Origin of the sequence: Bradyrhizobium sp. 21, assembly GCF_023073335.1 — a bacterium.
Taxonomy (GTDB): Bacteria; Pseudomonadota; Alphaproteobacteria; order Rhizobiales; family Xanthobacteraceae; genus Bradyrhizobium.
Genome location: NZ_JADPJG010000035.1, coordinates 383,236 through 401,371, shown reverse-complemented (window position 1 = coordinate 401,371; position 18,136 = coordinate 383,236). Strand labels below are relative to the sequence as shown.

At 63.7% G+C, this 18,136-nt stretch carries 15 protein-coding genes; 11 read left to right on the top strand and 4 right to left on the bottom strand.

The features are described 5' to 3' along the window. The first annotated feature begins 1 nt into the window (after position 1). The 7 genes from nusA (at position 2) to pnp (ending at position 9,616) form a co-directional block, all read left to right on the top strand. On the top strand, positions 2-1,612 hold the full coding sequence (gene nusA, locus IVB31_RS30555) for a transcription termination factor NusA (RefSeq protein ID WP_247331577.1): 1,611 nt from the start codon (positions 2-4) through the stop codon (positions 1,610-1,612). 23 nt (positions 1,613-1,635) lie between these two features. Beyond that, the gene (locus IVB31_RS30550; protein WP_247331575.1) at positions 1,636-2,319 is read left to right on the top strand and encodes an RNA-binding protein; all 684 of its coding nucleotides are present in this window, start codon (positions 1,636-1,638) and stop codon (positions 2,317-2,319) included. A gap of 72 nt (positions 2,320-2,391) precedes the next feature. Continuing rightward, positions 2,392-5,094 carry a translation initiation factor IF-2 gene (gene infB, locus IVB31_RS30545; RefSeq protein WP_247331573.1) on the top strand — a complete coding sequence of 901 codons (2,703 nt, stop codon included), beginning with the start codon at positions 2,392-2,394 and terminating at the stop codon, positions 5,092-5,094. A gap of 157 nt (positions 5,095-5,251) precedes the next feature. Continuing rightward, positions 5,252-5,695: a 30S ribosome-binding factor RbfA gene (gene rbfA, locus IVB31_RS30540; protein WP_247331571.1), complete on the top strand. Its 444-nt coding sequence runs from the start codon at positions 5,252-5,254 to the stop codon at positions 5,693-5,695. Continuing rightward, positions 5,692-6,810, top strand: a complete 1,119-nt coding sequence (truB, locus tag IVB31_RS30535; protein WP_247331568.1) for a tRNA pseudouridine(55) synthase TruB — start codon at positions 5,692-5,694, stop codon at positions 6,808-6,810. Before rbfA ends, truB begins: the two co-directional genes overlap by 4 nt. Before the next feature lie 2 nt (positions 6,811-6,812). Next, positions 6,813-7,082, top strand: a complete 270-nt coding sequence (rpsO, locus tag IVB31_RS30530) for a 30S ribosomal protein S15 (RefSeq protein WP_247331566.1) — start codon at positions 6,813-6,815, stop codon at positions 7,080-7,082. Positions 7,083-7,459: 377 nt separating this feature from the next. Continuing rightward, positions 7,460-9,616 carry a polyribonucleotide nucleotidyltransferase gene (pnp, locus tag IVB31_RS30525; protein ID WP_247331564.1) on the top strand — a complete coding sequence of 719 codons (2,157 nt, stop codon included), beginning with the start codon at positions 7,460-7,462 and terminating at the stop codon, positions 9,614-9,616. A 109-nt stretch (positions 9,617-9,725) separates the two neighbouring features. Here pnp and katG read toward each other — a convergent pair whose 3' ends face one another. After that, positions 9,726-11,891, bottom strand: coding sequence for a catalase/peroxidase HPI (katG, locus tag IVB31_RS30520; RefSeq protein ID WP_247331561.1), 2,166 nt, complete (start codon positions 11,889-11,891; stop codon positions 9,726-9,728). A gap of 114 nt (positions 11,892-12,005) precedes the next feature. Here katG and IVB31_RS30515 point away from each other — a divergent pair, with 114 nt between their 5' ends. From IVB31_RS30515 to IVB31_RS30500, 4 genes are all read left to right on the top strand, one after another. After that, the gene (locus tag IVB31_RS30515) at positions 12,006-12,932 is read left to right on the top strand and encodes a hydrogen peroxide-inducible genes activator (RefSeq protein WP_247331559.1); all 927 of its coding nucleotides are present in this window, start codon (positions 12,006-12,008) and stop codon (positions 12,930-12,932) included. 7 nt (positions 12,933-12,939) lie between these two features. Continuing rightward, positions 12,940-13,404 carry a GNAT family N-acetyltransferase gene (locus IVB31_RS30510; protein WP_247331556.1) on the top strand — a complete coding sequence of 155 codons (465 nt, stop codon included), beginning with the start codon at positions 12,940-12,942 and terminating at the stop codon, positions 13,402-13,404. Between the two features lie 91 nt (positions 13,405-13,495). Further along, entirely contained in the window at positions 13,496-14,332 is an 837-nt protein-coding gene (locus IVB31_RS30505) for a hypothetical protein (protein WP_247331554.1), read from the top strand. A gap of 6 nt (positions 14,333-14,338) precedes the next feature. Continuing rightward, positions 14,339-15,292: a hypothetical protein gene (locus IVB31_RS30500; protein ID WP_247331552.1), complete on the top strand. Its 954-nt coding sequence runs from the start codon at positions 14,339-14,341 to the stop codon at positions 15,290-15,292. Between the two features lie 6 nt (positions 15,293-15,298). On the opposite strand, the gene fabI is transcribed toward IVB31_RS30500, so the two are convergent. The 3 genes from fabI to fabA form a co-directional block, all read right to left on the bottom strand. After that, positions 15,299-16,099 (bottom strand): enoyl-ACP reductase FabI, encoded by an 801-nt coding sequence (gene fabI / locus IVB31_RS30495; protein WP_247331550.1) that lies wholly within the window; start codon positions 16,097-16,099, stop codon positions 15,299-15,301. Between the two features lie 173 nt (positions 16,100-16,272). Then, complete coding sequence (gene fabB, locus IVB31_RS30490) at positions 16,273-17,496, bottom strand: beta-ketoacyl-ACP synthase I (protein WP_247331548.1); 1,224 nt, start codon at positions 17,494-17,496, stop codon at positions 16,273-16,275. A gap of 39 nt (positions 17,497-17,535) precedes the next feature. Continuing rightward, entirely contained in the window at positions 17,536-18,057 is a 522-nt protein-coding gene (gene fabA / locus IVB31_RS30485; RefSeq protein ID WP_247332324.1) for a bifunctional 3-hydroxydecanoyl-ACP dehydratase/trans-2-decenoyl-ACP isomerase, read from the bottom strand. Positions 18,058-18,136 lie beyond the last annotated feature (79 nt).

Genomic DNA, 18,136 nt, shown 5'->3' with positions numbered 1-18,136 from the left:
CATGGCAGTCAGCGCCAATCGACTTGAATTGCTCCAGATCGCCGACGCCGTTGCGCGCGAAAAATCGATCGACCGCGGCATCGTCATCGCGGCGATGGAGGACGCCATCGCCAAGGCGGCGCGGGCACGGTACGGCAGCGAGACCGACGTCCATGCCGAGATCGACCCGAAGAAGGGCGAGCTGCGGCTGTCGCGTCACATGCTGGTGGTCGAGACGGTCGAAAACCACTCCAACCAGATCTCGCTGGTGGACGCGCAGCGCGCCAACCCTGGTGCCCAGGTGGGCGACACCATCGCCGACACCCTGCCGCCGCTGGAATACGGCCGCATCGCCGCGCAGTCGGCCAAGCAGGTGATCGTGCAGAAGGTGCGCGAAGCCGAGCGCGACCGGCAATATATGGAATTCAAGGACCGCATCGGCGACATCGTCAACGGCGTCGTCAAGCGCGTCGAATATGGCAGCGTGATCGTCGACCTCGGGCGCGGTGAAGCCATCATCCGTCGCGACGAGATGCTGCCCCGCGAAGTGTTCCGCAACGGCGACCGCGTCCGCGCCTACATCTTCGACGTCCGCCGCGAGACCCGCGGCCCCCAGATCTTCCTCTCCCGCACCCATCCGCAGTTCATGGCCAAGCTGTTCGCGCAGGAAGTGCCCGAGATCTATGACGGCATCGTCGAGATCAAGGCGGTCGCCCGCGATCCCGGCTCGCGCGCGAAAATCGGCGTGATTTCCCGCGATTCCTCGGTCGATCCGGTCGGCGCCTGCGTCGGCATGCGCGGTTCGCGCGTGCAGGCCGTGGTGAACGAATTGCAGGGCGAGAAGATCGACATCATTCCCTGGTCGCCCGACATCGCGACCTTCGTGGTCAACGCGCTGGCACCGGCCGAGGTCTCCAAGGTCGTCATCGACGAAGACCGTGAGCGCATCGAGGTCGTGGTGCCCGACACCAACAACCAGCTCTCGCTGGCGATCGGCCGCCGCGGCCAGAACGTGCGCCTGGCCTCGCAGCTCACCGGCTGGGACATCGACATCCTGACCGAGCAGGAGGAATCGGAGCGCCGCCAGGCCGACTTCGAGAACTCCACCCGGGTCTTCATGGAATCGCTCAATGTCGACGAAGTGGTCGGCCAGTTGCTGGCGTCCGAGGGCTTCACCTCGGTCGAGGAACTCGCGATGGTGGACATCAAGGAACTCGCCGGCATCGAGGGCTTCGACGAGGAGACCGCACAGGAGCTCCAGAATCGCGCCCGCGAATATCTCGAGCAGCAGGAGGCCGAGATCGAGGCCAAGCGCAAGGAGCTCGGTGTCGAGGACGCCGTCAAGGACGTGCCGGGCGTCACCTCGAAGATGCTGGTGAAGTTCGGCGAAAACGACATCAAGACGGTCGACGACCTCGCCGGCTGCGCCACCGACGATCTGGTCGGCTGGACCGAGCGCAAGGAAGGCGGCGAGCAGACCAAATATCCGGGTGCGCTCGATGGTATCGAGATCACCCGTGACGACGCCGAAGCCATGATCATGCAGGCCCGTGTCAGGGCCGGCTGGATCACCGAGGCCGATCTTGCCAAGCCAGCCGAAGAGGCTGAGGCGGCAGAAGATCAGCCGGCTTAAGGGCAAAGGAGAATGTCGCCCGAATGCTCACCGATACTGACCCCGAACTCGACCATGGACCGCGGACCGAAAAGTCCGCGACCATGCGGATGTGCGCGGTCAGCCGTGAGGTCCGGCCGATCGACGAGCTGATCCGCTTCGTCGTTTCGCCGCAAGGCGCGATAGTTCCCGATCTCAAGCGCAAGCTGCCCGGACGCGGCATGTGGGTCACCGCCTCCCGCGAGGTGGTTGCGGAAGCCGTCCGGCGTAACCATTTTAGCAAGGCCTTCAGGCGCGAGCTGCGCGTTTCCCAGACGTTTCCCGCCGACATCGAGGCGCTCCTGGTCCGGGGCGTTACCGAAGCCCTTGGGATCGCCGCCAAGGCGCGTCAGATCGTGGCCGGTTTCGGCAAGGTCGAAAGCGCCCTGCAGGAAGGCACGGTCGAGGTCCTGATCCATGCCAGCGACGGGGCCGCGGACGGAATCCGCAAATTGGACATGCTGGCACGTCAAAATGCCGGAAATCGCGGTGCCAAGCCGCAGATTCCCGTCGTCACCGCACTGAAATCGATAGAATTGGATTTGGCACTTACCCGGTCAAATGTGATACATGCTGCCCTGCTCGCGGGCCCGGCGAGCAAGTCATTCCTGTCACGTAGCCAGATGCTGGTCCGATACCGGATGGCGGACGATGACAAGATTGCCGAAGAGCCCGGCCAGGATTTCTGAGAGACAACGACCAACCCGATAGAACGGTGCGGCAACGCACAACGTTAACAAAATCAGGATTAGGACTGCTGAATGGTTGATACCAAGACCCCTGACGACAAGAAGCTGAGCGTTCCGAGCAAGACGCTATCGCTCAAGCCGCGCGTCGAAACGGGCACTGTGCGCCAGAGCTTCAGCCATGGCCGCAGCAAGCAGGTCGTGGTCGAGAAGCGCGGCAAGCGCCGTATCGACGGCAGCCCCGAGCCGCAGGCTCCCGTGGCGGCTGCAAAGCCGGCACCGGCCGCGCCTGCACCCGCTCCCGCGCGTCCGGCACCGCCGCGTAACGCCGGCTCCGGCGTGGTGCTGCGCACCCTGACCGAGGACGAACGTTCCGCCCGCGCCAGCGCACTGGCCGACGCCAAGGTGCGCGAAGTCGAAGAACGTCGCGTGGCCGAAGACGAGGCCCAGCGCCGTGCCGTCCGCGAGGCCGCCGAACGCGCCGATCGCGAAGCCGCCGAGACCCGCCGCAAGGCCGAGGAAGAGCGCCACCGTCACGAGGACGAAGCCAAGCGGAAGGCCGAGACCGAGGCCAAGAAGCGTTTTGGCGAGGGCGAGCAGCCGCAATCTGCGGCGCGCCCCGCAACGACGGGCTCGGCCGCTCCTGCACCGCGGCCCGGAGCGCCCACGGCGCGACCCGGAACGACCACCACGGCACGCCCGGGAACAACGACCGCGCGGCCCGGAACGACCACGCAGCGGCCGGGAGGCCCGGTGGGTCGCGCCCCCGCGGTCGCAGCCGGACCGGACGAGGACGAAGGTCCGCGCCAGATCCGTCGCGGTCCCGGCGGTGCCGCACGTCCTGTGGTCGCCCCCAAGCCCACCCACAAGCCCGGCCCGCAGAAGGAGCGCGGCCGCCTGACGGTCGTCACGGCGTTCAATGCCGACGACGTCCGCGAGCGCTCGATCGCCTCGTTCCGCCGCCGCACCCAGCGCCTGAAGGGTCATGCCGCGAACGAGCCGAAGGAAAAGCTCATCCGCGAGGTGATCATTCCGGAAGCGATCACGATCCAGGAACTCGCCAACCGCATGGCCGAGCGCGCGGTGGAAATCATCCGCATGCTGATGAAGCAGGGCGCGATTCACAAGATCACGGACGTGATCGACGCCGACACCGCGCAGCTGATCGCCGAAGAGCTTGGTCACACCGTCAAGCGCGTTGCCGCGTCCGACGTTGAAGAAGGCCTGTTCGACGCCATCGAGGATTCCACCGACACCGAGCCGCGCTCGCCGGTGGTGACCGTGATGGGCCATGTCGACCACGGCAAGACCTCGCTGCTCGACGCGCTCCGCCATGCCAACGTGGTCTCCGGCGAAGCCGGCGGCATCACCCAGCATATCGGTGCCTATCAGGTGACATCGCCGGAAAGCGGCAAGAAGATCACCTTCATCGATACGCCCGGCCACGCCGCCTTCACCGCGATGCGTGCCCGCGGCGCCAAGGTCACCGACATCGTGGTTCTGGTGGTTGCCGCCGATGACGGCGTGATGCCGCAGACCATCGAGGCGATCAATCACGCCAAGGCGGCCAATGTGCCGATGATCGTGGCGATCAACAAGATCGACAAGCCCGACGCCAAGCCCGAGCGCGTGCGCACCGAACTGCTGCAATACGAGGTTCAGGTCGAATCGCTCGGCGGCGAAGTCGTCGACGTCGAAGTGTCCGCGAAGAACAAGACCAATCTCGACAGGCTGCTCGAGATGATCGCGCTGCAGGCCGAAATCCTCGACCTGAAGACCAATTCGGATCGTCCGGCGGAAGGCACCGTGATCGAAGCCAAGCTCGATCGCGGCCGCGGTCCGGTGGCGACCGTGCTGGTGCAGCGCGGCACGCTGCGGGTCGGCGACATCATCGTCGCCGGCGCTGAAATGGGCCGCGTCCGCGCCCTCATCAACGATCAGGGCGACACCATCGACGAGGCCGGTCCGTCAGTGCCGGTCGAAGTGCTCGGCTTCAACGGTCCGCCGGAAGCCGGCGATCGTCTTGCCGTGGTCGAGAACGAAGCCCGCGCCCGTCAGGTCACGAGCTATCGCGCCCACCAGAAGCGCGAGAACGCCGCTGCCTCGATCTCCGGCATGCGCGGCTCGCTCGAACAGATGATGTCGCAGCTCAAGACGTCGGGCCGCAAGGACTTCCCGCTGATCATCAAGGCTGACGTGCAGGGCTCGCTGGAAGCCATTCTCGGCTCGCTGGAGAAGCTCGGCACCGACGAGGTCGCCGCGCGTATCCTGCATGCCGGTGTCGGCGGCATCTCGGAATCGGACGTGACGCTCGCGGAAGGTTTTAACGCCGCGATCATCGGCTTCTCGGTTCGTGCCAACAAGGAGGCCGCTGCGGCCGCCAAGCGCAACGGCATCGAGATTCGCTACTACAACATCATCTACGACCTCGTGGACGACGTGAAGAAGGCGATGAGCGGCCTGCTCGCGCCGACCTTGCGCGAAACCATGCTCGGCAATGCCGCGATCCTGGAGATATTCAACATCTCCAAGGTCGGCAAGGTCGCGGGCTGCCGCGTCACCGACGGCATTGTGGAACGCGGCGCCAACGTGCGCCTGATCCGCGACAACGTCGTCGTGCACGAAGGCAAGCTGTCGACGCTGAAGCGCTTCAAGGACGAAGTGAAGGAAGTCCAGTCCGGTCAGGAATGCGGCATGGCCTTCGAGAACTACCACGACATGCGCGCCGGTGACGTGATCGAGTGTTACCGCGTGGAGACGATCCAGCGCTCCCTGTAAGTCCAAATCTTACCGAAGCGCCTGGATCTTTTTTGAGCTGAAATTGCGGGAGTGCGATGGCCGGATTTAATCCGGCCATCCGCGCCTCATTCGTTTCAACAGGACAAACGACAATGTTCGTGTCCCAAACGCGGGCACGACGAGGTGATTTTCGACCATGCCCCGCCATCATCAGAAAAAGAGTTCCGCACCCGGCGGCTCGCAGCGCCAGCTGCGCGTCGGCGAGCAGGTTCGCCACGCGATGGCCGAGATTCTGGCGCAAGGCCATGTGCATGATGATGACCTCGAAGGTCACATCATCACCGTGCCGGAGGTACGGATGTCGCCCGACCTGAAGCTCGCAACGGTCTATGTCATGCCGCTCGGTGGCCGCGACACCGGGATCGTCATCGCTGCGCTCGAGCGCAACAAGAAATTCCTGCGCGGCGAAGTCGCGCGGCGCGTTAACCTGAAATTTGCACCCGACCTTCGCTTCCGTGTCGACGAACGATTCGACGAAGCGGAACGGATCGAGAAGCTTTTGCGAACACCTGCGGTGCAGAAGGACCTCGAACGGGACTTGGAACAGGATCCGGATTCGGATCGGGAAGAAGAACAATGACGATGGACCCGGCTCACGGCACGACCGGCGGCGAAGAGGCCGATCAGCGCGACGTGCAGAAGAATAATTTTGCGGACATGAGCGGCAATTCCCAGCCGCACCAAGAGCCGCGCCGCGTCAACAACGATCCGCGCGCCCCCAAGCAGAAGGGCAATCAGCCGCGCCGCGACCGCCGCGACGTCCACGGCTGGGTCGTGCTCGACAAGCCGATCGGCATGACTTCGACGCAGGCGGTTGCCGTGCTCAAGCGCCTGTTCAACGCCAAACGCGCCGGTCATGCCGGCACGCTCGATCCGCTCGCCTCCGGCGGCCTGCCGATCGCGCTCGGCGAGGCCACCAAGACCGTCCCCTTCGTCATGGACGGCCGCAAGCGCTACCAGTTCACCGTGTGCTGGGGCGAGGAACGCGACACCGACGACATCGAGGGCCGGGCCACCGCGACCTCCGACCAGCGCCCGACCCGGGAGGCCATTCTGGCCCTCTTGCCCCGCTTTACCGGGGTCATCGAGCAGATCCCGCCGCGCTATTCCGCGATCAAGGTCCAGGGCGAGCGCGCCTACGACCTCGCCCGCGACGGCGAGATCGTGGAATTGGCCCCGCGCCCGGTCGAAATCCACCAATTAAACCTTATAGATCAACCAGATAACGATCGGGCGGTGTTCGAAGCCGAGTGCGGCAAGGGAACCTATGTCCGCGCGCTCGCCCGCGATATGGGCCGGATTCTCGGCACCTACGGCCATATCTGCGCGCTGCGGCGGACCCTGGTCGGCCCATTTGGCGAGAACGACATGATTCCGCTGGATCAGTTGGAGGCTTTGTGCGATAGAGCCGCGTCCGGCGAGGGCAGCCTCGCCGACGCGCTTATGCCCGTTGAGACCGCGCTGGACGACATCCCGGCACTGGCCGTCACTCGGGCTGATGCGGCAAGGCTCCATCGGGGTCAGGCCGTTTTGTTGCGCGGACGGGATGCGCCCACTAGTAGCGGCACAGTCTATGTCACGGTGGCAGGCCGTCTTTTGGCGCTTGCTGAAGTCGGCAATGGCGAAATCATCCCCAAGCGTGTGTTCAACCTGACCGGCCTGACTGCCAGCGCCGATCGCAACGAGAGAAATTGACGATGTCGATTGCCGCAGAACGCAAAGCGGAAGTCATCAAGACGAATGCCAACAAGGCCGGCGACACCGGCTCGCCCGAGGTTCAGGTCGCGATCCTGTCGGAACGCATCAACAACCTCACCAGCCATTTCAAGACCCACGTGAAGGACAACCATTCGCGTCGCGGCCTCTTGAAGCTGGTCTCGACCCGCCGTTCGCTCCTCGACTACCTCAAGAAGAGGGACGAGGCGCGCTACAAGGCGCTGCTCGAGAAGCACAACATTCGTCGTTAAGAGTTCTTGCGCGCGCCAAACGGCGCGCGTTTTCGCGCGTGGTTTTCGACGAAAGCGTTTGTTTAAAGGTTTTTGATCGAGGCTGCGTGCGCGTCGGATACTGGCCGTTGACGGTCAGCATCCGGGCATGATGGGCGAAGACCGCGCTTCGGTGTTCGCGTTCGTGCCGACTGACAGTCCAGCAGCAATCCGGCGGCTGGGCACAACGGGCAAGGCGCCCGTATGACCCGAAAGGATGGACGCCATCCGAAATCCAAAAACCATGGCAGGATCGCAGGACGCTGATCATCCGCTCCGATCAGCGTCCCGCAATCTTGCGCATGGTTTTTGTTTTTCGAGCCGTCCCTTCTTTCGAGAACCCATGAAAGAAGACCTCTATGTTCAATAAGCATTCAGTCGAAATCGACTGGGGTGGACGTCCCCTCAAGCTCGAAACCGGCAAGATCGCACGCCAGGCCGACGGCGCCGTCGTCGCCACCTATGGCGAGACCGTGGTGCTCGCCACCGTCGTCGCCGCGAAGTCGCCGCGCGAAGGCGTCGACTTCCTGCCGCTGACCGTCGACTACCAGGAAAAGACCTACGCCGCGGGCCGCATTCCCGGCGGCTATTTCAAGCGCGAGGGCCGTCCGACCGAGAAGGAGACGCTGGTCTCCCGCCTGATCGACCGTCCGATCCGTCCGCTGTTCGTCGACGGTTGGCGCAACGAGACCCAGGTGATCGTTACCGTGCTGTCGCACGACATGGAGAACGACCCTGACATCGTGGCGCTGGTGGCCTCGTCGGCGGCGCTGACCCTGTCCGGCGCGCCCTTCAAGGGCCCGATCGGCGCAGCCCGCGTCGGCTTCGCCAATGACGAGTTCATCCTCAACCCGACGCTCGACGAGATGGTCGACACCCACCTCGACCTCGTCGTCGCCGGCACCGCCGACGCCGTGCTGATGGTCGAATCGGAAGCCAAGGAGCTGAACGAAGAGATCATGCTCGGCGCCGTGATGTTCGGTCACCGCCACTTCCAGCCGGTGATCAACGCGATCATCGAGCTCGCCGAGAAGGCCGCCAAGGAGCCGCGCGAAGTCACCGTCATCGACAATTCGGCGCTCGAAAAGGAAATGCTCGGCCTCGTCGAGCAGGAGCTGCGCGCCGCCTACGCCATTCCGATCAAGCAGGATCGCTACGCCGCGGTCGGCAAGGTCAAGGAAAAGGTGATTGCCCATTACTTCCCTGAAGGGCAGGAGCCGAAATACGACAAGCTGCGCATCGGCGGCGTGTTCAAGGAGCTCGAAGCCAAGATCGTTCGCTGGAACATCCTCGACACCGGCAAGCGTATCGACGGCCGCGACAGCAAGACCGTGCGCAACATCGTCGCCGAAGTCGGCGTGCTGCCCCGCGCCCACGGTTCGGCGCTGTTCACCCGCGGCGAGACCCAGGCGCTGGTCGTGACCACGCTCGGCACCGGCGAGGACGAGCAGTACATCGACGCGCTGTCGGGAACGTACAAAGAGACGTTCCTGCTGCACTACAATTTCCCTCCCTACTCGGTCGGTGAGACCGGCCGCCTCGGCGGCACCAAGCGCCGCGAGATCGGCCACGGCAAGCTCGCCTGGCGCGCGATCCACCCGGTGCTGCCGCCGCATCACGAGTTCCCCTACACCACGCGCGTGGTGTCGGAGATCACCGAGTCGAACGGTTCGTCCTCGATGGCTTCAGTCTGCGGCGCCTCGCTCGCGCTGATGGATGCCGGCGTGCCGTTGAAGCGGCCGACCGCGGGTATCGCGATGGGCCTGATCCTCGAAGACAAGCGCTTCGCGGTTCTCTCGGACATCCTCGGTGACGAGGACCATCTCGGCGACATGGACTTCAAGGTCGCCGGTACCGAGCAGGGCATCACCTCGCTCCAGATGGACATCAAGATCGAGGGCATCACCGAAGAGATCATGAAGGTCGCGCTCGGTCAGGCCAAGGACGGGCGTATCTACATCCTCGGCGAGATGTCCAAGGCGCTCACCAATGCCCGCGCCGAGCTCGGCGAATACGCGCCGCGCATCGAGACCTTCAAGATCGCCACCGACAAGATCCGTGAAGTGATCGGCACCGGCGGCAAGGTGATCCGCGAGATCGTCGAGAAGACCGGCGCCAAGGTCAACATCGAGGACGACGGCACCGTGAAGGTCGCCTCCAGCGACGGCGAGGCGATGAAGGCCGCGATCAAGTGGATCAAGTCGATCGCCTCCGATCCGGAAGTCGGCCAGATCTATGACGGCACCGTCGTCAAGGTGATGGAGTTCGGCGCCTTCGTGAACTTCTTCGGCTCCAAGGACGGTCTCGTCCACATCAGCCAGCTCGCCTCGGCGCGGGTGCAGAAGACCTCCGACGTCGTCAAGGAAGGCGACAAGGTCAAGGTCAAGCTGCTCGGCTTCGACGACCGCGGCAAGACCCGTCTGTCGATGAAGGTCGTCGACCAGACCACCGGCGAAGACCTCGAAGGCAAGGGCGGCGAGGGCGAGAAAGCGCCGCGCGAAGCTGCCGGCGAGTAGTCTCGCGACATCAGAAAAAACGAAGGGCGGCCAAAAGGCCGCCCTTTTTGTTTGTGGTCGCTCCGGACGATATGCCCACCTCTCCCGCAAGCGGGAGAGGTGAAACACCTCAGGCCGCGATGTCGTACCGGTCGAGGTTCATCACCTTGGTCCAAGCCTTTGCGAAGTCCTTCACGAACTTCTCCTTTGCGTCGGAGGTTGCGTAAACCTCGGCATAGGCGCGGAGCTGCGAGTGCGCGCCGAAGATCAGGTCGACGCGCGTGCCGGTCCACTTCACCGCGTTGGTCTTGCGGTCGCGGGCCTCGTAGCTGCCGTCAGCCGCCGCCGTCCACTGCGCGCTCATGTCGAGCAGGTTGACGAAGAAGTCGTTGCTCAGCGTGCCGACTTTCGCGGTGAGGACGCCGTGCTTCGAGCCGTTCGCATTGGCGCCGAGCACGCGCAGGCCGCCAACCAGCGCCGTCATCTCCGGCCCGGTGAGTCGCAGAAGCTGCGCGCGATCGACGAGCGCCTCTTCCTGCTGCATGAACTGATGCCGCTTGCCGATGAAGTTGCGGAAACCGTCGGCCCGCGGCTCCAGGGGAGCAAAGGAAGCAGCGTCGGTCTGTTCCTGCGAGGCATCCATGCGCCCCGGGGTGAAGCCGACCTTGACGTCAACGCCGGCATCCTTCGCGGCCTTCTCGACCGCGGCGGTGCCGCCGAGGACGATGAGGTCCGCAAGCGAGACCTTCTTCGCGCCGGACGACGCGTTGAAGTCTTTCTGGATCGCTTCGAGCTTGCCGAGCACTTTGGCGAGCTGGGCCGGCTCGTTCACCTCCCAATCCTTCTGCGGAGCAAGCCGTATGCGCGCGCCATTGGCGCCGCCGCGCTTGTCCGAGCCACGATACGTCGAGGCGGAGGCCCAGGCCGCGGAGACCAGCTCCGAGACCGAGAGACCCGACGCCAGGATTTTGGTTTTCAGCGCGGCGATGTCCTGATCGCTGGCCAGCTCGTGATCCAGGCCCGGGATCGGATCCTGCCAGATCAGCGTCTCCTTCGGCACCAGCGGTCCGAGATAGCGCTGGATCGGGCCCATGTCGCGATGGGTGAGCTTGAACCATGCGCGGGCAAAGGCGTCCGCGAACTGATCCGGATTCTCCAGGAAGCGACGCGAGATCTTCTCGTAGGCCGGATCGAGGCGCAGCGACAGGTCGGTCGTCAGCATCGTCGGCCGATGCTTCTTCGACTTGTCGAACGCATCCGGAATGATCGCCTCGGCGCCCTTGGCCGTCCACTGGTTCGCACCGCCCGGGCTCTTCGTCAGCTCCCATTCGTACTTGAACAGGTTCTCGAAGAAGTTGTTGCCCCACTTCGTCGGCGTCGTCGTCCACGTCACCTCGAGACCGCTGGTAATAGCATCGCCCGAGTGGCCCGAAGCGTGCTTGCTCTTCCAGCCGAGACCCTGATCTTCCAGCGCGCCCGCTTCCGGCTCCGGTCCGACCAGCGAGGGATCACCCGCGCCATGGGTCTTGCCGAAGGTATGACCGCCAGCGATCAGCGCGACGGTTTCCTCGTCGTTCATCGCCATGCGCGCGAAGGTCTCGCGGATGTCCTTTGCCGCGGCGACCGGATCCGGCTTGCCGTTTGGCCCTTCCGGATTGACGTAGATGAGGCCCATCTGCACCGCACCGAGCGGCTCGGCGAGTTCGCGTTCGCCGCTGTAGCGCTCATCGCCGAGCCACGTGCCCTCTGGACCCCAATAGAGCTCTTCCGGCTCCCAGACATCGACACGGCCGCCGGCAAAACCGAAGGTCTTGAAGCCCATCGATTCCAGCGCGACATTGCCGGCGAGCACCATCAAATCGGCCCAGGAGATCTTGCGGCCGTATTTCTGCTTGATCGGCCAGAGCAGACGGCGGGCCTTGTCGAGGTTGGCGTTGTCGGGCCAGCTGTTGAGCGGGGCGAAACGCTGCTGACCGGCGCCGGCGCCACCACGGCCGTCCGTGGTGCGATAGGTGCCCGCGCTGTGCCAGGCCATGCGGATCATCAGGCCGCCATAGTGACCGAAGTCGGCCGGCCACCATTCCTGCGAGTTCGTCATCAGTGCGGTCAGGTCCTTGATGACCGCATTCAGGTCGAGCGACCTGAATTCCGTGGCGTAGTCGAAGTCCTTATCCATCGGGTCGGACTTGGGGGAATTCTTGTGCAGCATCTCGATGCTGAGCTGAGTTGGCCACCAATCGCGGTTCGCCGGCACGCGTTTTCCACCCGGAAACGGGCACTTCGAAGTGTCGTCCATGAATACCTCCTCTGGTGGCGTCGAACTCGCGCCTCTGACCAGGTAGAAGCACTCTAGGCTGCGCCTTCGATCAGGGGAAGTTGACTTTAATGATCGCTGCGATAAGATTTTCTGATGATGAACGTGACCATGCGGCAGCTCCGGTATTTCGATGCGCTGGCACGCCACGGCCATTTTGGCCGCGCAGCTGAGTCCTGTTCCATCTCGCAACCGGCCTTGTCGATGCAGATCAAGGAGCTGGAGGAGGCGCTCGGCGGCCTGCTGCTGGAGCGTAGCGCGCGGCAGGTGGCGCTGACCCGATTTGGCGAGGAGCTCGCGCAGCGCGTCCGCGACATTCTGCGCTCGGTCGACGAACTCGGCGATTTCGCCCGCGCCTCGCAGGACCGTTTCGCCGGCCGGTTGCGCATCGGCATGATTCCGACGATCGCGCCCTATCTCCTGCCCACGATCACCAAAAATCTCACGCGCTTGCATCCGGAGCTCGACATCCGCGTGCGCGAGACAATGACGCCGCGGCTGATCCAGGAGCTGGTGGAAGGCCGGCTCGACACCGCCATCGTCGCGTTGCCGGTGTCCGAGCCCTCGCTCACCGAGGTCGCCCTGTTCGAGGAGAAATTCCTGCTGGTGCGGCCGGGCTCCGATGAGGGCACACCTGCGCCATCGCGGGAGATGATGCGCGAGATGCGGCTGTTGCTGCTCGAAGAGGGGCACTGCTTCCGCGATCAGGCGCTGTCGTTCTGCAACATGCAATCGGCGCCGCCGCGCGAGATGCTGGATGCCAATTCGCTGTCGACGCTGGTCCAGATGGTCAGCGCCGGCATCGGCGTCACGTTGATTCCGGAGATGGCGGTGCCGGTGGAGACGCGATCGGCCTCGGTCTCGCTGTCGCGCTTCCGCGACCCCGAGCCGTCGCGCACCATCGGCATGGTCTGGCGCAAGACCAGCCCACTGGCGCGGCAGCTGCTTCAGATTTCCGAGGTGGTGTGCATGTCGGCCGGCAAGGTGCGCGCGCGGCAATCCGTACGCAGCCAGCGGGCATAGGGCCGCGATGTCGCGTCTCGTCATCCGCCCCGCCCGTGCAGACGAATATGACGAGATCGGCCGCGTCTGGATGGAGAGCTGGGTCTCGACCGGGCTTGCCGAGGCGAGCAACTTCCTGCTGGCGAACCTGCGCGCGCGTGTCCGGCGTGAGATGGAGGATGGCTGGACCCTGTTCGTCGCCGACGACAACGGCACGATCGCCGCCATGCTGGCGCTGCATCTGCCGAAGCTCTATCTCGACCAGCTGTTCGTCGCGCCCGCCTATCAGGGGCAATCGCTCGGCCGGCAATTGCTCGCCTTCACGCGAACCCGGATGCCCGACGAAATTGAACTGCGCTGCGTGCGCGAGAACGAAAAGGCATGGCGCTGGTACGAGCGCGAAGGCTTTGTGTTCGAGAACGAAGATATCTCCCAGATCACGGGCTTCACGATGAAATGCTATCGGTGGAGGAGGCAGGGGGCCATCGGATAGGCAGCGAGGGAGGGGTGCAGCTTGCGGTTGTCACGATCCCCACCTAGTGTGGTGTTGCCGATAACCTCCAGTCTCTGATCTCCCGGAATCCATGGTTCGAATTTCTGTCTCGCTGATTGCGCTCCTGTCGATGTTCAGCTCGGCGGTCGCGCAAACTCCTCCCGCACCCACCACGCCTCCCGCTCAAGCTGCGGCACCAGGCAAGCCGGCGGCCAAAAAGGCGGTGCCGAAGGCCAAACCGGCTGCAAAACAGCCGGCCGCGGTGGAGAGCGGCCCCTGTCAGATTGGCGTCATATCCGCGATTGGAGACCAGTTCTCAGTACAACATGTCGGCGTCACAATGTTTGGCAACGAGTACATGGAGGCGCCGATCGAGACGTGGGGTATCGATGATCTGTTCGTCGCGAGGGTTCGCGCCGCCGCTCCCGGCACGGCTGTCCGAAAGATCGCTTACGCAAGCGGAGCCTTCAGGCCGTACTATCATCCGGAAGCGAAACTGTTCCGCAATGACCGCGATGACCTGACGGCCCTGGTGCGGCAGATCGCCGGAACCGCAAATTGCGAACGCTACATCGTAGCCACGAAATCCCGCGTTTCGGTTGATGGCACCAATCAGTCAATCGAGGGCCTCGGGGTCTACAAGAATTGGGCGAGCCCTTCCGGGCGCGGCGTCGTGGTTGCGTATTACCGCATAAACGTTTTTGACGGACGAACGTTCGACATCCATCGAGCGCCCACCCGGAGCTTCGGGGATGTGCTTGCTTCGAGCTTTTCCAACAAGAACGACAATATGCAAATCCTCAACAATCTCGAGTTTCCCAAGACCCCTGAACAGGTGACCAACAGCGCCTTGCTGCGTGACAGCACGCGCGGCCTACTCACGGCCCAGCTGGACAAATATCTATCCGCGTACATCAAGGGCGAGTAAGCGTCTTTGCCGAGGGGACGCGACAAAGCCTATCGCTCGTCCGCTTCCTGCGGCTGGGCTGCATTTGACGTTATAGCCCGGCTCGTCGTCCTTGCGGCCGTCGTGTGGTGCTTTTCGATATCTGCTTGGGCGCAGACCAAATCGGTATCACCGGGGACTGAGACGGCAGGACCTGCCGTCAAGCAAAACAACAACAAGACGATCACACGGCGTGAAGCGACGGGCAAACCCGCTCCCGTGGTCGGTGGCTCGTGCGACTTCGGTGTCGTCGTCACCACCGGCGATGAGTTCACCGTGTTGACGACCGGCCTGACCATATTTCAGAACAAGCAGATGGTGGTCTCGATCCCAGGCTGGGGACTCAACGATCTGATCTTCGCGCGGACTCGCGCCGCGATCCCTGCCGGCATGTCCGTTCTGAGAATCCCCTACAACCCAGCGAAATTTCCGCCCCACGATGAGTCCAAGGACACATTGAAGGACAGGTTATTCCGCGATCTCAACGCGGAGTTGGCCGGATACTTGCGCGAGGTCGTGAAAGGAACGAATTGCCGGCACTACATCCAGATCCTCAATTCAATCAGCCCTTTCGGGTCATCCAACTATACGGTCCGCGGCTTCGGCATCCTCAACCATGATGTGGTGCTCGGGCGTCGCATCTATCTCTACGCCTTGGCGTTTATCCGCGTCTTCGACGGGCGCGACTTCTCCCTTGTCAGACAGAGCTCTGCGCTGATTAACGTGCATCATTCCCTTGTGGTGCAGAGGCTTCTGGGTGTGCAAATCGGCGGCCCCTATCGCGAACTACCCGCAGAATCGTTTCCAACGCGCCCTGAAGATGCAGCCGGCAATCCCGCACTGCGTGACGGCGTGCGCACCATGCTGACGGAAAGTCTCGATAAGACTCTGCCGCTTTTGCTCGGGCATCAACCAGCAGCGCGTAACAGCGACGCGCGCTGATCAGTTCTACTCCGGCGTCTTCAAATCGTCCGGCTTCGGCATCAGGACGATGTTGTAGCCGGAATCGACATAGTGGATCTCGCCGGTCACGCCGCCGGAGAGATCCGACAGCAGATACAGCGCCGAGCCGCCGAGCTCGTCGAGCGTGACACCGCGGCGAAGCGGCGAATGTTTTTGCATGAAGGCGAACATCGCGCGCGCCTCGCCGATGCCCGAGCCGGCGAGCGTGCGGATGGGGCCTGCGGAGATCGCGTTGACGCGGATGCAGCGCGGCCCGAAATCGGAGGCGAGATAGCGCACCGAGGCTTCCAGCGCCGCCTTGGCCACGCCCATCACGTTGTAATTCGGCATCGCGCGCATCGAGGCGCCGAAGGTCAGCGTGATCATGCTGCCGCCCTCGCTCATCAGCTCGGCGGCGCGTTTTGCGACCTCCGTGAACGAGAAGCAGGAGATCACCATGGTGCGCGAAAAATTCTCGCGGCTGGTATCGGCGTAGCGGCCCTTGAGCTCGTTCTTGTCGGCAAAGCCGATCGCGTGGATGACGAAATCGAGCTTGCCCCATTTTTCGCGGAGCGCATCGAAGGTCGCATCGACACTGGCAATGTCCTCGACGTCGCAGGGCAGCACCAGGTCCACGCCAAGTGATTCCGCCAGCGGCTTGACGCGCTTGCCGAGGGCCTCGCCCTGGAAGGTGAAGGCAAGCTCGGCGCCGTGCGCATGCAGCGTCTTCGCCATGCCCCAAGCGATCGAATGATCATTGGCGATGCCCATGATCAGACCGCGCTTGCCTTTCATCAAACCTTCCATTGCCTCGTAGCTCCCACTATTCCGAGGTCATCGCCCGCCTTGTGCGCGCTGCGCACTGGGGCGGGCGATCCAGTATTCCAGAGACGGTCGTGCTAAATTGAGAAGCCGCAGCGTACTGGATGCCCCGCTCCCGTGCGCATTGCGCGCAAGCGGGGCATGACAGCCGTGCTGGCTCACACGTCCAACCGGCTGAACACCAGCGTGGCGTTGGTGCCGCCGAAGCCGAAGGAGTTCGACAGCACGGTGCCGATTTTGACGTTGTCGATACGCTTGCGCACGATCGGCATGTCGGCGAACGCGGGATCGAGCTCCTGGATGTGGGCGCTCTCGCAGATGAAGCCGTTGTTCATCATCAGCAGCGAGTAGATCGCTTCCTGCACGCCGGTGGCGCCCAGCGAGTGGCCGGTCAGCGCCTTGGTCGCCGAGATCGGCGGACACTTCTCACCGGCGCCAAACACCCTGCGGAGCGCGTCGATCTCCGGCGGATCGCCGGCCGGCGTCGATGTCGCGTGCGGATTGATGTAGTCGACCTTGGTCTTCACGGTCGACATCGCCATGCGCATGCAGCGCTCGGCGCCTTCACCTGACGGCGCGACCATGTCGTAGCCGTCGGACGTCGCGCCGTAGCCGACGATCTCGCCGTAAATGCGCGCGCCGCGTGCCTTGGCATGCTCGAGCTCTTCCAGCACGAGGACGCCCGCACCGCCGGCGATGACAAAACCGTCGCGGTTGACGTCGTAGGGACGCGAGGCTGTGGCGGGCGTGTCGTTGTATTTCGAGGACATCGCGCCCATGGCGTCGAACAGCACCGACAGCGACCAATCGAGCTCCTCGCAGCCGCCGGCGAAGATGACGTCCTGCTTGCCGATCTGGATCGTCTCATAGGCGTTGCCGACACAATGGTTCGACGTGGCGCAGGCCGACGAGATCGAATAGTTCACGCCCTTGATCTTGAACCAGGTCGCAAGCGTCGCCGACGCCGTGGAGGACATCGCCTTCGGCACTGCAAACGGTCCGACGCGCTTCGGCCCCTTGGTGCGGGTGATGTCGGCGGCCTCGACGATGGTGCGGGCGGACGGGCCGCCGGAGCCCATGATGATGCCGGTGCGGATGTTGGAGACTTCGTCAGGCGATAGACCAGAATCCTGGATCGCCTGCTCCATCGCGATGTGGTTCCAGCCGGCACCCTGGCCGAGGAAGCGCATCGCACGCCGGTCGACAACCGTGGCAGGATCGATCGTCGGCGCACCTTGCACCTGCGAACGGAAGCCGAGCTCGGCATATTTCTCAGCCCGCGAAATGCCCGACTTCGCCTCGTGAAGGCTCGCAAGCACTTCCTGGGTGTTGTTTCCGATGGACGAGACGATGCCCATCCCGGTGACCACAACCCGCCTCATGACAGCCTCGCCTCAATCGTTGTCTTCGTGATGATGCGCTCAGCCCAGGCTAGCGCCCTGCTTGAACAGGCCGACCTTCAGATCCTTCGCCCGATAGATAATCTGGTCATCGACCGAAAGCCATCCGTCGGCGATCCCGAGGACCAGCTTTGAACGCATCACGCGCTTGATATCGATGTTGTACACAACCTTGCGGGCCTCGGGCAGCACCTGGCCGCTGAACTTCAGCTCGTTCAGGCCGAGGGCGCGGCCGCGACCTTCGCCCCCGGTCCAGCCCAGATAGAAGCCGACCATTTGCCACAGCGCGTCGAGGCCGAGGCAGCCGGGCATCACCGGGTCGTTCTTGAAGTGGCAGCCGAAAAACCAGAGATCGGGCTTCACGTCGAGCTCGGCGCGCACCACCCCCTTGCCGAATTCGCCGCCGGTCTCGGAGATTTCCGTGATGCGGTCGAACATGAGCATCGGCGGCAGCGGCAATTGGGCATTGCCGGGGCCGAACATCTCGCCGCGGCCACAGGCCAGCAGATCTTCATATTCGTAACCGTTGCGCCTGTTCAGCATGCGGAAGCCTCTGTGTTCTAACCCCGATTGAGCGGCGTTTCTGGCAAAATGGGCCCCGTCCTGTTCGGAAAGCAACGCC

Bases quoted from the DNA above. Each gene is read 5' to 3' on its own strand.
- fabB (WP_247331548.1), bottom strand. From the start codon at position 17,496: ATGAGGCGGGTTGTGGTCACCGGGATGGGCATCGTCTCGTCCATCGGA.
- fabI (WP_247331550.1), bottom strand. From the start codon at position 16,099: ATGGAAGGTTTGATGAAAGGCAAGCGCGGTCTGATCATGGGCATCGCC.
- fabA (WP_247332324.1), bottom strand. From the start codon at position 18,057: ATGCTGAACAGGCGCAACGGTTACGAATATGAAGATCTGCTGGCCTGT.
- katG (WP_247331561.1), bottom strand. From the start codon at position 11,891: ATGGACGACACTTCGAAGTGCCCGTTTCCGGGTGGAAAACGCGTGCCG.
- IVB31_RS30550 (WP_247331575.1), top strand. From the start codon at position 1,636: ATGCTCACCGATACTGACCCCGAACTCGACCATGGACCGCGGACCGAA.
- IVB31_RS30510 (WP_247331556.1), top strand. From the start codon at position 12,940: ATGTCGCGTCTCGTCATCCGCCCCGCCCGTGCAGACGAATATGACGAG.
- IVB31_RS30515 (WP_247331559.1), top strand. From the start codon at position 12,006: ATGATGAACGTGACCATGCGGCAGCTCCGGTATTTCGATGCGCTGGCA.
- infB (WP_247331573.1), top strand. From the start codon at position 2,392: ATGGTTGATACCAAGACCCCTGACGACAAGAAGCTGAGCGTTCCGAGC.
- nusA (WP_247331577.1), top strand. From the start codon at position 2: ATGGCAGTCAGCGCCAATCGACTTGAATTGCTCCAGATCGCCGACGCC.
- truB (WP_247331568.1), top strand. From the start codon at position 5,692: ATGACGATGGACCCGGCTCACGGCACGACCGGCGGCGAAGAGGCCGAT.
- IVB31_RS30505 (WP_247331554.1), top strand. From the start codon at position 13,496: ATGGTTCGAATTTCTGTCTCGCTGATTGCGCTCCTGTCGATGTTCAGC.
- pnp (WP_247331564.1), top strand. From the start codon at position 7,460: ATGTTCAATAAGCATTCAGTCGAAATCGACTGGGGTGGACGTCCCCTC.
- rpsO (WP_247331566.1), top strand. From the start codon at position 6,813: ATGTCGATTGCCGCAGAACGCAAAGCGGAAGTCATCAAGACGAATGCC.
- rbfA (WP_247331571.1), top strand. From the start codon at position 5,252: ATGCCCCGCCATCATCAGAAAAAGAGTTCCGCACCCGGCGGCTCGCAG.